At 39.8% G+C, this 17154-nt stretch carries 16 protein-coding genes; 7 read left to right on the top strand and 9 right to left on the bottom strand.

The features are described from left to right. Positions 1-2 precede the first annotated feature (2 nt). On the bottom strand, positions 3-581 hold the full coding sequence (locus tag DFO72_RS04580; RefSeq protein ID WP_113881199.1) for a glycerol-3-phosphate acyltransferase: 579 nt from the start codon (positions 579-581) through the stop codon (positions 3-5). Between the two features lie 350 nt (positions 582-931). On the opposite strand from DFO72_RS04580, the gene DFO72_RS04575 reads away from it, so the two are divergent. From DFO72_RS04575 to DFO72_RS04560, 4 genes are read left to right on the top strand one after another with little or no spacing between them, the layout of a single operon-like run. Then, positions 932-1678, top strand: a complete 747-nt coding sequence (locus DFO72_RS04575; protein WP_113881200.1) for a metal ABC transporter ATP-binding protein — start codon at positions 932-934, stop codon at positions 1676-1678. Then, positions 1678-2535 carry a metal ABC transporter permease gene (locus tag DFO72_RS04570; RefSeq protein WP_113881201.1) on the top strand — a complete coding sequence of 286 codons (858 nt, stop codon included), beginning with the start codon at positions 1678-1680 and terminating at the stop codon, positions 2533-2535. The genes DFO72_RS04575 and DFO72_RS04570 overlap by 1 nt, the downstream gene beginning before the upstream one ends. 35 nt (positions 2536-2570) lie before the next feature. Next, the gene (locus DFO72_RS04565) at positions 2571-3512 is read left to right on the top strand and encodes a metal ABC transporter solute-binding protein, Zn/Mn family (protein ID WP_113881202.1); all 942 of its coding nucleotides are present in this window, start codon (positions 2571-2573) and stop codon (positions 3510-3512) included. A gap of 34 nt (positions 3513-3546) precedes the next feature. Continuing rightward, positions 3547-3933 carry a metal-dependent transcriptional regulator gene (locus DFO72_RS04560; protein WP_243856061.1) on the top strand — a complete coding sequence of 129 codons (387 nt, stop codon included), beginning with the start codon at positions 3547-3549 and terminating at the stop codon, positions 3931-3933. Positions 3934-4067: 134 nt separating this feature from the next. Here the strand turns inward: DFO72_RS04560 and xylE are convergent, their stop codons facing one another. From xylE to xylA, 4 genes are all read right to left on the bottom strand, one after another. Beyond that, positions 4068-5468, bottom strand: coding sequence for a D-xylose transporter XylE (gene xylE, locus DFO72_RS04555; protein WP_113881237.1), 1401 nt, complete (start codon positions 5466-5468; stop codon positions 4068-4070). Between the two features lie 95 nt (positions 5469-5563). Further along, the gene (locus DFO72_RS04550; RefSeq protein WP_113881204.1) at positions 5564-6601 is read right to left on the bottom strand and encodes an aldose epimerase family protein; all 1038 of its coding nucleotides are present in this window, start codon (positions 6599-6601) and stop codon (positions 5564-5566) included. Between the two features lie 21 nt (positions 6602-6622). Beyond that, positions 6623-8125 carry a xylulokinase gene (xylB, locus tag DFO72_RS04545; protein ID WP_113881205.1) on the bottom strand — a complete coding sequence of 501 codons (1503 nt, stop codon included), beginning with the start codon at positions 8123-8125 and terminating at the stop codon, positions 6623-6625. 106 nt (positions 8126-8231) lie between these two features. Then, positions 8232-9563 carry a xylose isomerase gene (xylA, locus tag DFO72_RS04540; protein WP_113881206.1) on the bottom strand — a complete coding sequence of 444 codons (1332 nt, stop codon included), beginning with the start codon at positions 9561-9563 and terminating at the stop codon, positions 8232-8234. Between the two features lie 181 nt (positions 9564-9744). Here xylA and DFO72_RS04535 point away from each other — a divergent pair, with 181 nt between their 5' ends. Beyond that, complete coding sequence (locus DFO72_RS04535; RefSeq protein WP_113881207.1) at positions 9745-10926, top strand: ROK family transcriptional regulator; 1182 nt, start codon at positions 9745-9747, stop codon at positions 10924-10926. A gap of 753 nt (positions 10927-11679) precedes the next feature. Here the strand turns inward: DFO72_RS04535 and DFO72_RS04530 are convergent. The 3 genes from DFO72_RS04530 to DFO72_RS04520 all read right to left on the bottom strand — a co-directional run bounded on the left by DFO72_RS04530 (position 11680) and on the right by DFO72_RS04520 (position 14445). Continuing rightward, the gene (locus DFO72_RS04530; RefSeq protein ID WP_113881208.1) at positions 11680-12177 is read right to left on the bottom strand and encodes a hypothetical protein; all 498 of its coding nucleotides are present in this window, start codon (positions 12175-12177) and stop codon (positions 11680-11682) included. A 424-nt stretch (positions 12178-12601) separates the two neighbouring features. Beyond that, a complete protein-coding gene (locus tag DFO72_RS04525; RefSeq protein WP_113881209.1) occupies positions 12602-13396 on the bottom strand; it encodes an SDR family NAD(P)-dependent oxidoreductase in 795 nt (264 codons plus the stop codon). Between the two features lie 38 nt (positions 13397-13434). Then, complete coding sequence (locus DFO72_RS04520; protein WP_113881210.1) at positions 13435-14445, bottom strand: helix-turn-helix domain-containing protein; 1011 nt, start codon at positions 14443-14445, stop codon at positions 13435-13437. A 306-nt stretch (positions 14446-14751) separates the two neighbouring features. On the opposite strand from DFO72_RS04520, the gene DFO72_RS04515 reads away from it, so the two are divergent. Continuing rightward, positions 14752-15348, top strand: a complete 597-nt coding sequence (locus DFO72_RS04515) for a DUF421 domain-containing protein (protein WP_113881211.1) — start codon at positions 14752-14754, stop codon at positions 15346-15348. Between the two features lie 239 nt (positions 15349-15587). After that, a complete protein-coding gene (locus DFO72_RS04510; protein WP_113881212.1) occupies positions 15588-16355 on the top strand; it encodes an alpha/beta fold hydrolase in 768 nt (255 codons plus the stop codon). Between the two features lie 427 nt (positions 16356-16782). Here the strand turns inward: DFO72_RS04510 and DFO72_RS04505 are convergent, their stop codons facing one another. Next, entirely contained in the window at positions 16783-17127 is a 345-nt protein-coding gene (locus DFO72_RS04505) for a DUF3221 domain-containing protein (protein WP_113881213.1), read from the bottom strand. Between the last annotated feature and the right edge of the window lie 27 nt (positions 17128-17154).

The following is a 17154-nucleotide window of genomic DNA, read 5'->3' as shown; positions in this document are numbered from 1 at the left end:
GTTTACCTCCTATGTTTAGGCATGATGAAATGGGTATGGGAAATTAAAACAATCAAAAGCAGCAGCAGAAGGCCTGCAGAAATGATGAATGAATCACCAATCACCCAGGCTGTTATGGGAATTGAAGCCATGGCGATAAAACCTGATAGTGTATACTTCCGGAGAACCGCATAGGCAATTCCCATCGTGATAGCCATTATCGCTATTGTCACCGGTTCCAAAAACAAGGCAGAAGCCAAGTAGACAACCACTCCTTTTCCACCATGAAAACCCAGCTGAATGGGAAACAAATGGCCAATAAGTACACAAAAAGCACTAAGAATGAATAAACCATCACCTTGAAATATAAGTCCAGTAACATATAAAGCTGCCCATGCCTTTACTGCATCAATGGCTATTGTCAGCAAGAACCCCTTCTTGCCGATTGCTCTGCCTGCATTGGTAGCCCCTACATTCCCGCTCCCCTTTATTCTTATATCCTCTTTTGCTATGTATTTAACTACATAATAAGCACCGGTTACGCTCCCTAATGTGTAAGAAAAGATCATAACCATCAGGGCAGTCCACACATCATCGATCATAAGCACATATCCCGCCTTATACTATTTAAACGATCAAAAAGGGTAAAAAGTTTCATATATTTACAAAATTACAATCTATTAACTGATAAAGATAGTATAACACCCCTAATTTTACCATTAAACAAATTGATTGCCAGAGCCTGTTTTCATAATTCCCCTATTTTAATGCCAAGATTAAACTTTCTGTAAAAATAATTATTTTGTGTTGACATTGTTTAGTAATTGCATATAATTTGCATTAAGGCAAAACTTTTTAATGAATCCATAAATCTTGTCCGCGTGACTTATAATTGTGCAAAAACAATTAATTTGAATTAATTTAAATTTGGAAAATAAAGGGGGCTAAAATGATGAAGGATCCAGCAATAAGCATAGAGGATTTGCATGTTTCCTATTTTGGAAATGAAGCGGTGACAGGAGTTAGCCTTTCTGTTAATACTGGTAATCTGGTAGGAATTATCGGACCGAACGGCGCAGGCAAATCGACTTTTTTAAAAGCGATGTTAAATCTTATACCAAAGGATAAAGGTGCTGTAAGAGTGATGGGGAAACCCATTGCAGAAGTGCGCAAGAGTATCGCCTATGTGCCCCAGCGGAATGACATTGACTGGGATTTCCCAATCACTGTACTTGATGCGGTTCTTATTGGGACCTACCCCCATTTAAAACTGTTCCGCCGTCCAAAGAAAAAGGATAAAGAATGGGCCATGGAATGTCTTCAGCGAGTTGGCATGCAGGAGTTCAGCAAAAGGCAGATTGGGGAACTGTCAGGCGGCCAGCAGCAGAGAGTTTTTCTCGCGCGGGCACTTGCTCAAAAAGCGGATTTGTTCTTTCTGGATGAGCCCTTTGTTGGAGTTGATGTATCCAGTGAGGAAACCATAGTGCAAATTTTGAAGGAGCTCTGCAGACAAGGAAAAACCGTTATTGTGGTACACCATGATTTAAGTAAAGCAAATGATTATTTCAATCAGTTAATTCTGCTAAATAAGGAATTGATCAGTTATGGGACGGTTGAAGAAGTGTTTAAACCTGAAGTTATTGCAAAAGCATACAAGGGGCAATTTGCTTTTATGAATGAGATTGGGGTGTCGCTATAATGGCTTTTATTGAAGCGGTCATGCAATATGGTTTCCTGCAAAAAGCGTTATTAACCTCGGTTATGGTAGGAATTATCTGCGGAGTCATTGGGTGCTTTATCATCCTCAGAGGAATGGCTCTCATGGGAGATGCCATATCACATGCCGTCCTTCCAGGCGTCGCTATTTCATATATGCTGGGAGTCAACTTCTTCTTTGGCGCAGTCATAAGCGGAGTAACTACAGCTATCGCCATTGGTTTTGTATCCCAAAACAGCCGGATAAAGCATGATACCTCAATTGGAATTATGTTTACAGCGGCATTTGCTTCAGGAATCATTATTATTACCATGCTTAAAAGCAGTACAGATCTATACCATATATTATTTGGTAATGTACTGGCTGTAAGATTATCAGACATGTGGATCACACTGGGCATCAGCCTGATTGTATTGGCAGCTGTATACCTCTTTTACAAAGAATTATTGGTCACCTCGTTTGACGAAACGATGGGAGCAGCTTACGGACTGCCAGTGCGTTTCATTCATTATTTCCTAATGACTCTCTTGACGATGGTAACCGTTGCATCTCTCCAGACAGTTGGGATTGTCCTTGTTGTTGCCATGCTGATAACCCCTGCAGCGGCAGCTTATCTGTTAACCGAGCGGCTGTGGATGATGATTTTCCTTGCGTCTGGCATTGGTGTGATTTCATCCATCGTGGGACTTTACTTTAGCTTTACCTACAACTTAGCTTCAGGAGCAACGATAGTTATATCATCCACTGCTATTTTTATTCTCGTTTTCTTATTCTCACCTAAGCATGGGTTAATATGGAAAACGCTGAAAGTAAAGAAGAAGAGAGCTTCATTAGTTTAATTTTAATAAAATCAAAATTCTCTGGAGGTAAGACTATGATTAAAAAAGGCTTTCTTTTATTAGCAGCACCCCTTCTTTCTGTGTTATTCCTGTCAGCCTGCAGCAGCGGAACAAGCAGCACATCATCCAATGAAGATGGGAAAATCCAGGTTGTGACTACCTATTCGATTGTGTATGACATTGTCAAAAATGTAGGCGGGGATTTGGTTGAGATTCATAGTTTAGCACCTATTGGCTCCAATCCCCACGAATATGACCCGCTTCCTGAGGATGTGCAAAAAACAACCGATGCAGATGCTGTATTTTACAACGGCCTGAATCTGGAAGCCGGCAACTCATGGTTCAATAAATTGATGGAAACTGCCGGAAAAGACGGTAAAGATGCGCCAGTCTTCCTTATGAGCAAAGGCGTTGATGCGATGCACTTAACCACAAAAGGCAAAGAAAGTGAAGAAGACCCCCATGCTTGGCTGGACATCCGAAATGGAATCAAGTACGCGGAAAATGCCAGAGATGGACTTATCAAGGCAGATCCAGACAACAAAGAGGTTTACGAAAAAAACGCGGAAGAATACATCGCAAAGCTGCAAGAGCTGCATGATGAGGCAGTCGAACAATTTAATGAAATTCCAGAAAACGAACGGGTACTCGTTACAAGTGAAGGTGCTTTTAAATATTTCAGTGAAGCCTACGGATTCCAGGCAGAATACATCTGGGAAATCAATCAGGAAAACCAGGGAACACCAGAGCAAATTACAAGAATTGTGGATATTATTAATGAAAAAGAAATTACAGGACTTTTCCTGGAAACCAGCATTGACGCAAGAAGCATGGAAGCCGTATCCGATGAAACCAATGTTCCGATCATGGGAAAAGTGTTTACAGACTCTCTGGCAAAGCCGGGTGAGGATGGCGATACGTACATCTCGATGATGGAATGGAATATTAAAACCATTAAAGAAGGCTTGACCCAGTAGTATAGGGCACTATTCCAGCAAGCAGGTGAAACATGTGATCCCCATTAGTTCAAAGAGATATATTCTCGAGATTTATCTATTACAGGAAGCACATGGGCATGCGACCATATCCGGCATTGCAAAGGTATTGAAAGTCACCGTCTCAGCTGCCTCTAAAATGGCCGGTAAGCTTAAAACAGAAGGTTACATTCACTTTCAGCCCTATGGAACAGTTACTTTGACAAAAGCTGGATTGGAGATTGGCCAAAAACTCTACCAGGATCATCAGGTTTTAATGGAGTTTTATCAACTAATTGGGGTTGAAGAGAAACTGATCCGGATGAAAGTTAGTGAAGTTGAAATGCATATCGGAACGGATGTTGTTTTTAAAATTAAGAGCTTTATAGAAGATAATAAGAAAAACGCTTGGTATGTTCCATGAATATTCAGCAGTTTTTTTTGCCCTAGTAAAGAAAATGGTATAAGCAGCAGATAACAGAAAGAAGAATGTCCCTTCCGAATGTGATAATCATCGGGACATTCTTTTTTCACGATTATAAAAGCTAATGGAATTAATCAGGCAGTTCTTTTCCAAATATTCTCCATGTTCTCAAGAGTCTTCCCTTTCGTTTCAGGTACAAACTTCCATACAAATATGGCTGAAAGAACACTCATCAGTCCATAGAAGCCGTAAGTTAAGCCGCCGCTGAACTCCATCATCATCGGATAAGTCGATGAAATAAAATAGTTTGCGGCCCATTGTGCAGCAACAGCTACTGCAACTGCCTGTCCTCGGATTTTGTTTGGGAAAATTTCCGAGATTAACACCCAGCATATTGGTCCCCATGACATCATGAAAGACGCTGTGTAGATGATAATAAAAATTAACGTGCCCATGCCGATTATATTGGAAAAAGCCATTCCTGCCACACCAAACATTCCGATCGCCATGCCAATGGAACCTGTAATCAATAATGGCTTGCGCCCCCATTTATCTACAGTTAAAATGGCCACAACTGTAAAGATGACATTTATGATACCCATAACAATTGTCTGCAGCATCGAGGCATCCTTTGCTGCTCCCATGCTTTCAAAAATTCGCGGTGCATAATACAAAGCAACGTTTATTCCGACAAATTGCTGGAATACAGACAGCAGAATTCCTATCACAATCACTAATTTTCCGTATGCAAGCAGCTTTTCTGCCGGAACATTTGCTGAGGCTGCTACCGATTTTCTGATTTCACCCAAGATCGCTTTCGCTTCTGAAGAACCATTAATTTTCGTAAGGACTGCTAAAGCTTTATCATCATGATTTTTAATGGCCAGGTATCGGGGTGTTTCCGGAACCAGGAGCAGCAGAAGACCAAAGACAAGGGCCGGAATGGCTTCTGAAGCAAACATATATCTCCAGCCCACTTCATTGATCCATTCCAAAGGACGCCCGCCGGCAATCCCCCAGTTTACAAAGTACACGACAAGCATCCCGAAAATAATCATAAACTGATTGAATGAAACTAAGCGTCCGCGGATTTCGGCAGGTGCGATTTCGCCGATGTACATGGGAACAATGGCTGACGCAAGGCCAACCCCAATTCCGCCAATAATGCGATAAAGATTAAAAGTCAATAATAACGAGATGGTTGGTTCCCCTTTAGTGAAAAATAAAAATTCAGGAAAAGCGGAGCCTAAGGCGGATAGGAAAAAAAGAACAGCCGCCGCTATCAGCGATTTTTTCCGCCCAAACTTCGACGCAAAATAACCGGATATTAAACCGCCGATGATACAGCCAATTAAAGCACTCGAGGTTGTCGCCCCGTGAGCGAGCGACCCTAATCCCAAACTATTGATCAAATAGATTTCCAGTGACTTTTCAGCTCCGGAAATAACCGCCGTATCATATCCGAAAAGCAAACCGCCTATCGCAGCAACCAATGTAAGTGAACCAATATATAGAGAGTTCCGATTCTGTTTCATAGTTTGTAAAAGACAGATTTGAACTAAAATAGAGCGCTTACAATTTTGCATTAATATAATTCAAATCTATCTTTACTCCTTTCTATTAGAAATGATTAAACAACGAGAAACTTGAAACTGGTTTTTGTTTTGAAGACCTCATTTTTCTCCAGGACAATAGAAGGAAAGTTTTCATGGTGAATGGCATCAGGCGGACATTGAGTTTCGAGACACAGCCCCAAATGCCTTTTTGACTGAACACCTTTAATTTGAAAATCATTTCCGAGCATGTTAGCTGTATATAAAACAACACTCGGCCTATCCGTTTCCACTGTCAGCTTTCGTCCGCTTGCAGAATCCACTACCGTCATTTCACCAGTATTTAATAGAAATGGATGATCATACCCGCCGCCTGCTAGGATGTTCTGATGATGGACGGACTTTACGCCTTCTTTGATTTTCTTCCCTGCTCTGAAATCAAACGGTGTATTTTCAACATGTATGAATTCCCCAGTAGGAATCAATGTTTCATCAAGCTCCAGAAACTGATCACTTTGCATGGTCACCTCATGCTCAAGAATGTCCCTCTTTAAGTCCCCGCTAAGGTTAAAATAAGTATGGTTTGTCAGATTGATGATCGTTTTTTCATCAGATATCGCTTCATAACTAATAACCAGTTCATTCTCATTGTTCAGTGTATAGTTTACCGTTACCTCAAGTGTCCCAGGATACCCTCCTTCCCCATCCGGGCTTACATAGGAGAACCTGATATTCGCCTCATTCATACCCTTTTCGGCGTCCGAGTCCCAAATCACATGATGAAAACCGCCTGCACCTCCATGCAGATGGTGTTCCCCATCATTTTTTTGCAGCTGGTAAGCAGTTCCATCAAGAGTGAAAGCCGAGCCTGCTATCCTTCCGGCCACCCTTCCGATAATAGCGCCGAAGAATGGTGAATGATTTATATACTCTTCAAGTGTGTCAAACCCCATGACCACATTCTCTATATTTCCTTTACTGTCAGGGACAGATATCCCGGTAATGATTCCTCCGTATTCGATACACGATACCTTCATTCCATGATCATTGCTGATTGTATAGGATTTAATCTTGTGTCCATTCCATTCGCCAAAGATACTTTCAGTTATGTTCATGTCGATCTCCCTTAAGTCAGCTTACTTTTTCCTAAAACCGGCCAAACCCTCATTCAGCTTCCTGGTTTGCGCATAAACTTCTTTGTATATCTGGAAAAGCTCCTGATATTTCTTAACGTTTTCAGGGATTGGCGTATACGTCTTTTCGTATGTTATGAAATCATCAGCACAGGCTTCCAGAGATTCATACCATTTGCATCCGTAAGCCGCTAGCATAGCCGCACCTACAGCAGGTCCTTGTTCACTTGAAAGCTTTACAATTTTGCTATTGAAGATATCGGCCTGGATTTGCAGCCAGGCATCACTTTTGGCGCCTCCGCCTATTGAAATGATTGTATCGACCAGCTTGCCGCTTTCCCTGAATATTTCAATCGATTCATTTAAAGAAAAGGTAATTCCTTCAATGACCGATCTTACAAAGTCATTTCGATTATGTGAGGAGTCCATGCCGATAAAGCTTCCGCGAATTTGCGAATCTGCATATGGCGTACGCTCACCGGCTAAATATGGCGTAAACAAAAGACCGTTCGATCCAATCGGAACCTCACTCATTTCAGCCAGCAGGGAGTCGAATGATTCCATTTCTGCAAACGTATCTTTAAACCAGCTCAAACTATGTCCCGCTGCCAGGGTTACGCCCATTGTGTAATAGGCATTTTCTTCACCATGATTAAAGTAATGGACTTTCCCTTTAAAATCCTTGTTATTCTGTTCTTCATAGGATAAAACGACTCCGGATGTGCCAATGCTGCATAATGTTTTGCCATCTGACAGAATACCTGAACCGATCGCACCGCATGCATTGTCAGCTCCTCCTGCAAATACCTTCGTTAAAGCAGATAATCCCGTCTTCTCAGCAATCTCATCCTTTAACGTCCCTACACATTCATGGGATTCAACTAAAGGCGGACAGATATTCACATCAATCCCGGTTAGCCCGCATATCTCTTCACTCCACATTTTCCGGCCGGCATTCAGAAGCAAAGTACCCGCTGCATCACTATATTCACTATGAATCCTTCCAGTCAGTTTAAAGCGAAGATAATCTTTAGGGAGCATAAATACAGCCGCTTTTTCAAAAACTTCCGGCTCATACTGCTTCACCCAAAGCAGCTTTGGTAAAGTAAATCCTTCCAATGCCGGATTCTTTGTGATTTCAAGCAGACGCTTCTCACCAGCCATTTCATAGAGCTGTTTACACTGCTCTGTCGTTCGGGTATCATTCCAGAGGATTGCATTGCGCAGAACCTTATACTCTTCATCCAGAAGGACCAGGCCGTGCATTTGGCCTGAAAAACTGATTCCTTGAATGTCTTCCGCACTTCCATCAAACTGCTCTGTAAGTTCTTTAAGAGCAGCCACTGTTTTATCAATCCATTCACCGGGGTCCTGTTCACTATAACCCGACTTTTCATGAATGAGCGGATAAGACCTGGAAACTTCGCTGCATACTTCTCCCATTTGATTCATTAATAAAACTTTTACCGAGCTGGTGCCAAGGTCAATCCCGATTACATATTTCATGATTGATCATCCTTTAGTTAATGAAATGTATGCTAATCTTTACTTTTAAAAATGTACTGGGGCACTATTGCATTCCCAGTACATTTAATCTTTTTGTCTTAATCTCTTACGCTTTTACACTCGCATAGGCTTCGAGAATGTATTTATTTAGGACAGCTTTTAGCTGTTCCTGTCTTCCCGACTTGTTTTCAATCTTTTCAAGGTGAAGGGCATGCTTTTCAAGCTTGCGGAAGTCTGCCCTTCCTTCAACGATTTCAAGGCCGATGCCTTCTGTATAGCTGCTATATCTGTCAGCAATAAAGTTGTCTAATACTTTATCTTCAATTAAACGCTGTGCAACTTTTGCGCCAACCGCAAATGTATCCATTCCTGCTATATGAGCATAGAACAGGTCCTCAGGGTCAAATGATCCTCTTCGTACTTTCGCATCAAAGTTAAGGCCGCCTGTTCCAAGGCCGTCATTTTTAAGAATTTCTACCATTGCCAGTGCAGTTGAATAAATGTCTGTCGGGAATTCGTCAGTATCCCATCCCAGCAGGGTATCTCCCTGGTTTGCATCTACAGAACCAAGCATTCCATTTATGCGCGCAGTGTGCAGTTCATGCTCAAATGTATGGCCGGCAAGGGTCGCGTGGTTTGCTTCAATATTGAATTTAAAGTAGTCTTTTAAGCCATAAGATTGCAAGAATGATAAACTGGTTGCCACATCAAAATCATATTGATGTTTAGTAGGCTCCTTCGGCTTCGGCTCGATCAGGAATTGTGCATCAAACCCAATTTCCTTTGCATAATCGATTGCCATATGGAAGAAGCGCGCAAGATTATCTAATTCAAGCTTCATATTCGTATTCAGCAATGTTTCGTATCCCTCTCGGCCGCCCCAGAATACATAGTTCTCAGCACCCAGCTCCTTGCCGATCTCAAGTCCCTTTTTCACTTTTGCTGCTGCATAGGCAAAAACATCAGCGTTAGGTGCCGTCGCGGCTCCGTGAAGCCAGCGCGGATGTGAAAACATATTAGCGGTATTCCATAATAACTTTGTTTTGCTGGATTTCATGTATTCCTTCATCATGGCCGTAATTTCATCTAAGTTCTTAAAAGTTTCGCTTAATGTATTCCCTTCAGGCGCAATATCAGCGTCATGGAAACAGAAAAATGGAACATTCAGTTTTTCATAGAATTCAAAGGATGCTTCTACACGCGCCTTGGCCAAATCCATTCCGGAAAATCTGTCATATGAACGGATCATCGTTCCATCTCCGAAAGGATCTGTGCCTTCCGCAGTGAAGGTATGCCAGTAAGACACTGCAAAGCGGAGAATGTCTTCCATTTTTCTGCCGTTGATGATTTCTTCAGGATTATAATATTTAAAAGCCAATGGATTATTAGAATCTGGACCTTCGTATTTTACTCCATTTACATTATTAAAGTAGTTCATTTTCATTCCTCCATCTTTTTTTTTGATTTGTTATCGCTTTCATTTGATTACAAATCGATTTTACCACCATATACTTAGTTTGTCTATTGGATGAACTAAGTTTTATTTTTATTTTTAATTATGGTATAAATGGAATATGATTGTAATAGACAAAGAAATTGAGGATTTGAGGAGAAAGATAATGACTTGGAATCAGCAGCTGGTAAAAATGAAAAACAAATCGCGCGTTCTGCAGACGATCATCGACCAATCCCCTATCTCACGGGCTGATATCTCACAGCATTTGGGACTGACTAAAGGAACTGTTTCCTCATTAGTCAATGAGCTGATAGAAGAAAAAATCTGTTCCGAAACAGGACCAGGCAAATCGAGCGGCGGACGACGCCCTGTTATGCTGCTCTTTAATGAACGAGCAGGATATGCAATTGGAATTGATTTAGGGGTTAATTATATCTTAGGTGTCATAACTGATTTATCTGGCAATATTGTGAGCGAGAATTTGAAGCATATGAAAAGTATGAGATATGAAGAAACCATACTTGTCATAAAAGAAGTTATCCAATCTTTATTGGACTCTACCCCTGAGAGCCCGTATGGTGTGATCGGAATCGGTATTGGTGTTCCAGGAATCGTCAATAAGGAAGGCAGCAATATCCTGCTGGCACCTAATCTGGGCTGGACAGATATCAATTTAAAGGCAGAAATCGAAACAGAGTTTCACCTTCCCGTTATTATCGACAACGAAGCAAACGCCGGAGCATACGGGGAAAAGCGTTTCGGTGCCGGGAAAGAGTTTGAAAACCTTATTTATGTAAGTGCTGGTATTGGAATAGGAGTCGGCTTTATTTTACAAAACAGCCTATATCGGGGCGCTGAAGGCTTCTCCGGTGAAATGGGCCACATGGTGATTGATATAGATGGAAAAGAATGCAGATGCGGCAGCAAAGGATGCTGGGAATTGTACGCTTCTGAACAGGCACTACTAACCCAGGCAAAGAATATTCAATCATCCTTAAAACGGGATGATCTGAACCTGGAGTCATTAGTTGAAATGGCGGAAGAAGATGAGGAAGTGAAAGATCTGTTCCGTCAAATTGGCAGATGCCTCGGCATTGGCATCAACAATATCATCAATACATTCAACCCCGAGCAAATCATTATAGGAAATCGCTTAGCAATTGCCAGAGAATTATTGAAAGATTCAATTATGGAAGTTGTCGACTCCCATTCCTTAAAATTTAATCAAAAAAACCTGAACATTACATTTGCAGATTTATCGATCTACTCCACAGCACTTGGAGCCTCCGCTTATGCAACTGAAAATTTTCTGAACTCGGATCTGCAGGAAAACCTGAATAAATAGACCAATTGATCGGCCGAAATAAAAAGAATGTCCCAGATAAATACGGGACATTCTTTCGGTGCGTGATTCACCGGTTTAATAGATTAGTATAGTGGATGGTTAGCACTATTGGCAGTGAGATTGAATTGTACAGGTAATGGATCTGCAGTGGGAACACGAGGCTTGTTTAAAGCAAGAAATGATGTGATAGCAGTGTACTGGCTATGAACGGAGCCGTGGGCTGCGAAGACTATAACTGTTTCAATTTATACCTGCCCCTAATCACCATATATGTTTATGGCAAGCCCTTCCGTGATAAATGGGCAGCCAGCGGATGTTGTAAGGTATTTGGCGAAATCGAACACCCTTAAAATTTAATGGGATGGTTCACGGGAACATCGCACCAATAAAAACAAACGGAATAGATGGAAAAAGAAAAATTAATGCCCTTCTTGAGAGAAGGGCATTAATTTATACTACCGGTTTAAGGCTTTACCTCTCCGAAAGTGCGTATTGCATATTATCTGCTTACCAGAAAAGAAATGTATGTTGATTTAGGTGCAGATTACTTTGACAAGCAAAGGCCGGTGTCCAATATTCGGCATTCAGTTCGAAGACTCAAGAACTTAGGATATACTGGAAACCATTTCGGAAACCTCCTATCCAAAAAAATAAATTACTGACCAGGCATTCTAAAATGATTGAACTGCGTCTATTTAGTAGGGCTTTTCATGGTAGTTTAAAAGAAAAATTGCCGCTTTTTTATGAAAAAGTTTATTCCTTTACTAATTTATTTTTTCGTTTTCTATACATTATGAACGCACCGGTACCATTTATCAAAATCAGCCCAAAAATCGTGTTTCCTAGAGGTGCCCAGCCATTCTCGCCTGTAAATAGTAATGACAGGCCAACCTTTCCAACAAGTGTAACATTCAATATGATCAAACCAAGTATAAGGGAATGCTTCCAAAAAGACATTAAGATTAAAACCACAAAAACCATCATTAAATCAATCGTAAAACTAGCGGAAATAGGGTTACTTAAGAGCATTTGCTCGTATTCCAAAACTGCCTGCATTTGCTGATTAATCGTCTCTGGTGCTGGAAACCAGACCATACTGCTCATCATTAAAACAAACGTTATGATAACACCTTTCAAGCTGCGTTTATATGCAAAATAAACCAATACGATTAAAAAGACAGGGCGAATATACCAGCTTAACGGATTTAGATGCCTCTGAAAAGCCCATTCCAGTATTTCTTGAATTTCCATTGACTTCACTCCTCACATTAATACGGTAATGCCTGAAAGCTGGGTAAACATGTTAATACATTGTATTAAGTTTTATCTAAGGTATTCTAAGAATAAACAATCATCATTTCTCCTCCGCTAAGCTGCCCATTACCTTCATCATTTTGGGGTTAGATTTACGTTTTATCAATTCCTCCTATACTCAACAAATTGGCCTTTATCTAAAAAAGCACTATCCCAATCAAGGATAGCACCCATTAACTCAAAAAATATTTGTCTCCTTTTTCTCATCTCTATGAGAAAATGCGTCTCCACTTATTTTACAGGTGAATAACTATCCTTTTTTCTTCCTCAATCAACCTGCCCCTTATTTTGCAGTTAATCTTGAACATAAAACAACCTTATTGTTTAATTGTATTCAAACTTATGTTCATTTACAGTTCTATTAATAAATGGTTGGAACCATTCCTCCATCCATACGGATTGGAGATCCCTTAAATGCAGAAGCATATGGACTGCATAAAAATGTAGCTAGTCTCCCTATTTCCAGCGGTTTAATAAATCGCTGTATTTCAGATTGAGGCAGATTATTAATCATAAATTGTCTTTCTTTTTCTGAAAAAGGCATTTTTTCATTATTGTAAATATCCTCAATAATTTGTTGTACATTTTCAGAAAGCGTTGGTCCAGGCATAATCGTATTGATTGTAACTTCCGTTCCTTTTGTTAACTTAGATAGGCTTTTTGATAATGATAAAAGCATGGACTTTGTCATACAATACTGAGGCATCTGTCCAGAAGGCATTACTGCTTCTTCACTTGCAATAAAGATAATTCGGCCATCATTATTTTCCAGCATTTTAGTTAAATAATATTTGGATAATCCATTTGCGGCTAATACGTTAGTACGGAAGTATTCTTCCCATATCTCATCTGTAACATCTGCATATTGCATAATTTCATATTTTCCGATGTTGTTAATTAAAATATCGACATTGGGAAATTTTTTAAATAATGCTTCTCTTTGTTGGGCATCAACAAGATCAGCTGTAGCATTTTGAGGAGAAGTGGCTGGAAAAGCTGATTTAATTTCCTTTACAGTTTGTTCTGCCTCTTGATAATGACGTCCATTTATAAGGACGTTAACTCCTTCTTTGGCAAGTTCTTTGGCAATTGCTTTACCTATTCCTTTGGTGGAACCTGTAACTAAGGCTGTTTTATTGTTTAATCCCATTTCCATCATATATTTCTCCTTTTAACTTTTCATTTAAGAGGGTTTCAGTTTATTGAAATACTTGCATATTTATTACGCCAATTCAAAGGGGTAGTACCTTCCCAACAGCGAAAGGCTCGATAGAACGAGCTCTGATCTTTATACCCTACAAGAAAAGCCACTTCTTTTATATCTAAAGAAGGGTTTGCCAAGTACTCTTTTGCCTGTTCATGCCGGGCTTCTCTCAATAGCTGTTTGAAGCTTGTTTGTTCGTCAGTTAGCCTGCGCTGTAAGGTGCGTTCGCTCATACCCAACTCTCTTGCTGCATCTTGTATTTCTGGTCGCTCTCCTGTTATACTGCGTTTTACTATCCACTTAACTATCTCCGTTATAGAATGACGGCGCTGCTGCTCTTCCAATGTTTGGTCCAATACAGGAGTTAATACCTCCAGTAATTCAGCATTATAAGACGCAAATGGGCGATCCAAATCTCCTCTATGCAATGTCAATCTGTTACATTTTGCACCAATCTGAACAGGGCAGCCAAAGTAAGCTTCTATCCCTTGTACTTGATTCATTGTATGTTTAAATTCTACTAAGCTCGCTTTTAAAGGCAAACCAGTACCTCGTCGCCCTATCTCCAGTAAAAATGCAAGTGTTGTTCCAACAAGCAACGGTGGACCAGGTTTATCCGTATCTACCCATTCCACTTCGATTGTACAACTGCCGCCTTCCTCCTCAATTCGAATATTTTCAGGAGGACACATTTCTTTGTAACGAGCCATTCTCTTTAGAGCATCCCGATAGTCACGAGCATGGTAAGCTGCCATTACAGAAGGTGGATATTGAGATTCTGCAAATACTGTCGGAAGCTTAATTATCCCATCCTCCATATCACCGATAATATCGGAATATGCTTGCCATATAGCGAAATATTGATCAGTAGTAACAACAGATTCAGCGATTACGGTAAGTGGCATTTTTGCTTTCCTAACCACATCTTGAGCTGTAATTCCAAGTCTGTACAGCCCTGCCCAAAATCCATCCGGAATTTTAATACGATTATGTGAAGTCATATATTACACCTCTCATCTATCAACACATTAACGTTATTAGAAAATGATCGTAGCTATGTTTGTTAAGGGGATAGTTATTTCATTTTACTTTTATAATCCGTTTCTGTAACTAGCATAAAACGACAATACACTAGCATTTGACGCCACAATTAATGAGCTTCTTGTATACGCATAACCTTAATTAGAGTCTTAAATTAATAAATATTGAAATTGTGTCTTTTATTTAAATTTGCAACAGGATCTTAGTTGAATATAAGAATGTAATTCTGCAGACAATAGTTCTAATTATAAATCGAGGTGAAAAATATGGATTTAAATCTTATATGGCAAACCCTTCTTATTTTTTTGGTTGGTAATATCCTCTTAAGAATTAGTGGGAGGAGATCGATCTCACAAATGACTATACCTCAAACAGTTATTATGATTGGAATCGGGACACTTCTTATTCAACCTGTCACCGGAAAGGGGCTTTGGGCGACCTTTGGTGTTGCTCTGATACTAATCTTAAGCCTAATTGTGATCGAATACATCCAATTAAAGTTTGATGGCGGTGAAACCATTATTTCCGGTAAAGCAGTTCCCGTGATTGAAAACGGAACTTTAAACGAAAAGAACTTGCAAAAGTTACGCCTGCCTGTAGATAAATTAGAGGCTCGGCTTCGTCAGTCAGGAATTTCATCTATCGGTGACGTTGAATTCGCAACTATAGAATCCAGCGGGCAAATGGGATACATTTTAAAACCGCAAAAACAGCCTGCCACAAAGGAAGATATTCAAAATCTTATTCAGCTGATCCAAACTGGCCAACCCGTGAATCTAAGCAGTCAAAAACCGCTTCACGACAACATTTTCATTGAAACTGTAACGAAAAATTCACCTGATGTACCAAAACACCTGCAATAAAAAATGACAATGAATTCGGTCAAGAATGAATTTTCGTGTGACCTCTCTTTGTAATTAATCTATCTTATATCGTATAGCGTCCCATTAGGCTATTAGATCATCTGTGCAGGTAAAGAGAAAGTCTTTGTCGCTGGCAGCAGGGAATCCATGCATGTATTTCCGTATGGATTGATGATCTTTGCCACCCTTTCTATCCGGCAAAATGGTTAAAGAAAATATGTAATTGAGGTGACAGATCCATGCCAATGCTGAATATGAACAGCGCCAGCCTGTATTATACTGTAAAAGGAAGCGGAACTCCGATTGTCTTTATCCACCCGCCTGTATTGACTTCAGTAAATTTTAAATATCAATTAGAGGAACTCTCAAAGAGTTTTCAGATAATTACTTTTGATATACGCGGTCACGGAAAAAGCCCATTCTCCTCCGAACCAATAACCTATCCGCTGATTTGTAAGGATATCATTCGGCTATTGGACCACCTTCATATAAATAAAGCGTTTTTATGTGGATATTCTACGGGCGGTTCTATTGTTTTAGAATTCATGCTGACATTTCCTGAAAGAGCTTTAGGGGGAATTTCGATTGGAGCAATGCCCAATGTAAACGATGATTTCTTGAGAAAGAAGATTTCTTTAGGAATAAAGCTTTCAGGTAAAGGAGCGATTAGCTTATTAGCCTGGTCCATCTCCTGGAAGAATTCAAATAATATAAAACTGTTTAAACACATGTATTCAGAAGCAAAAAAAGGGGATTACCGCAACATCGAGCAATATTACCGTTATAGTCTAAAATATAATTGTGTAAATCAGCTAAATGAGATCATTCTGCCTATCTTATTGGTTTATGGTCAAAAGGATAAGCCTTTTCATTCATATGCAAGGCAATTACATGAGAAATTGCCCCAAAACGAATTGCATTTTATCGAGAATGTTGACCACCGTATCCCGACAAAGAGTGCAAATGAACTTAACCAGCTAATTCTTCAATTCGTAAACACCATATAGAGACCTATCACCTTCTAAGTTTTTAAGGGGATGCCTAGCATTAATGTCCAGGTAACACCTCAAAGAAAAAATTCATATGTGTTTAATTTATGTACAATGGCCTCTTTAGCCCTATCGAATACTATTAACGACTCTCTGTATGATCTATTAAAATTTTTATCGAATAAAACAAACTCATTTATTTGTATATTCATTTCCTATTGTGCTTTATCTTGTTTTTTTCTCTCCATAATGTCTTTTACATAAGTTTCGATGGCCCTTGTATCCCCTATCTTAATAGGGTGACAATATAACTCAACTTCAACTGGAGTTCCATCCTATATATAGTTTCCTCAATAACCTCTGCTGGTTTTGTAATAGCGGGTTATCTTTAAAGATATCTAACGGACTTGCCCCACCTCTAACTTTATGAAAAACGTTCTTCCTCTTACAATTTCTCTATTTTTAACACCTTCACTTGTGCCGGGAAGGATTCCAGTATTTCTGAATACCAGATTCTCACCTTATCTCCACTCTTTATTCCACTCAAAACAGCATTATTCAATTTATAAACAGATTTATAATCTCCTATTATTTCATTAATTGATTGGTTTTGAGCATCTGCCTTCGTAAATCCTTTATCTTCAACCAGGAGGATGATAGTTCCATTCAAAACGATCGTTCCTTCCATAGTGGCAGTTCCTTCATTAACTTGTGACCGCTGACTTAAATTTCCCATAAACCAAAGCAACAACAATACTAATATGAATAAAATACCTATTACCCTTTTCATTGTTTCGCTTCTCTCCAACCGTGTTTT

The sequence above is a fragment of the Cytobacillus oceanisediminis genome, assembly GCF_004366035.1.
Lineage (GTDB): Bacteria > Bacillota > Bacilli > Bacillales > Cytobacillaceae > Cytobacillus > Cytobacillus oceanisediminis_C.
The sequence above is the reverse complement of the archived record's forward strand: the minus strand, read 5'-3'. Positions and strand labels throughout refer to the sequence as shown.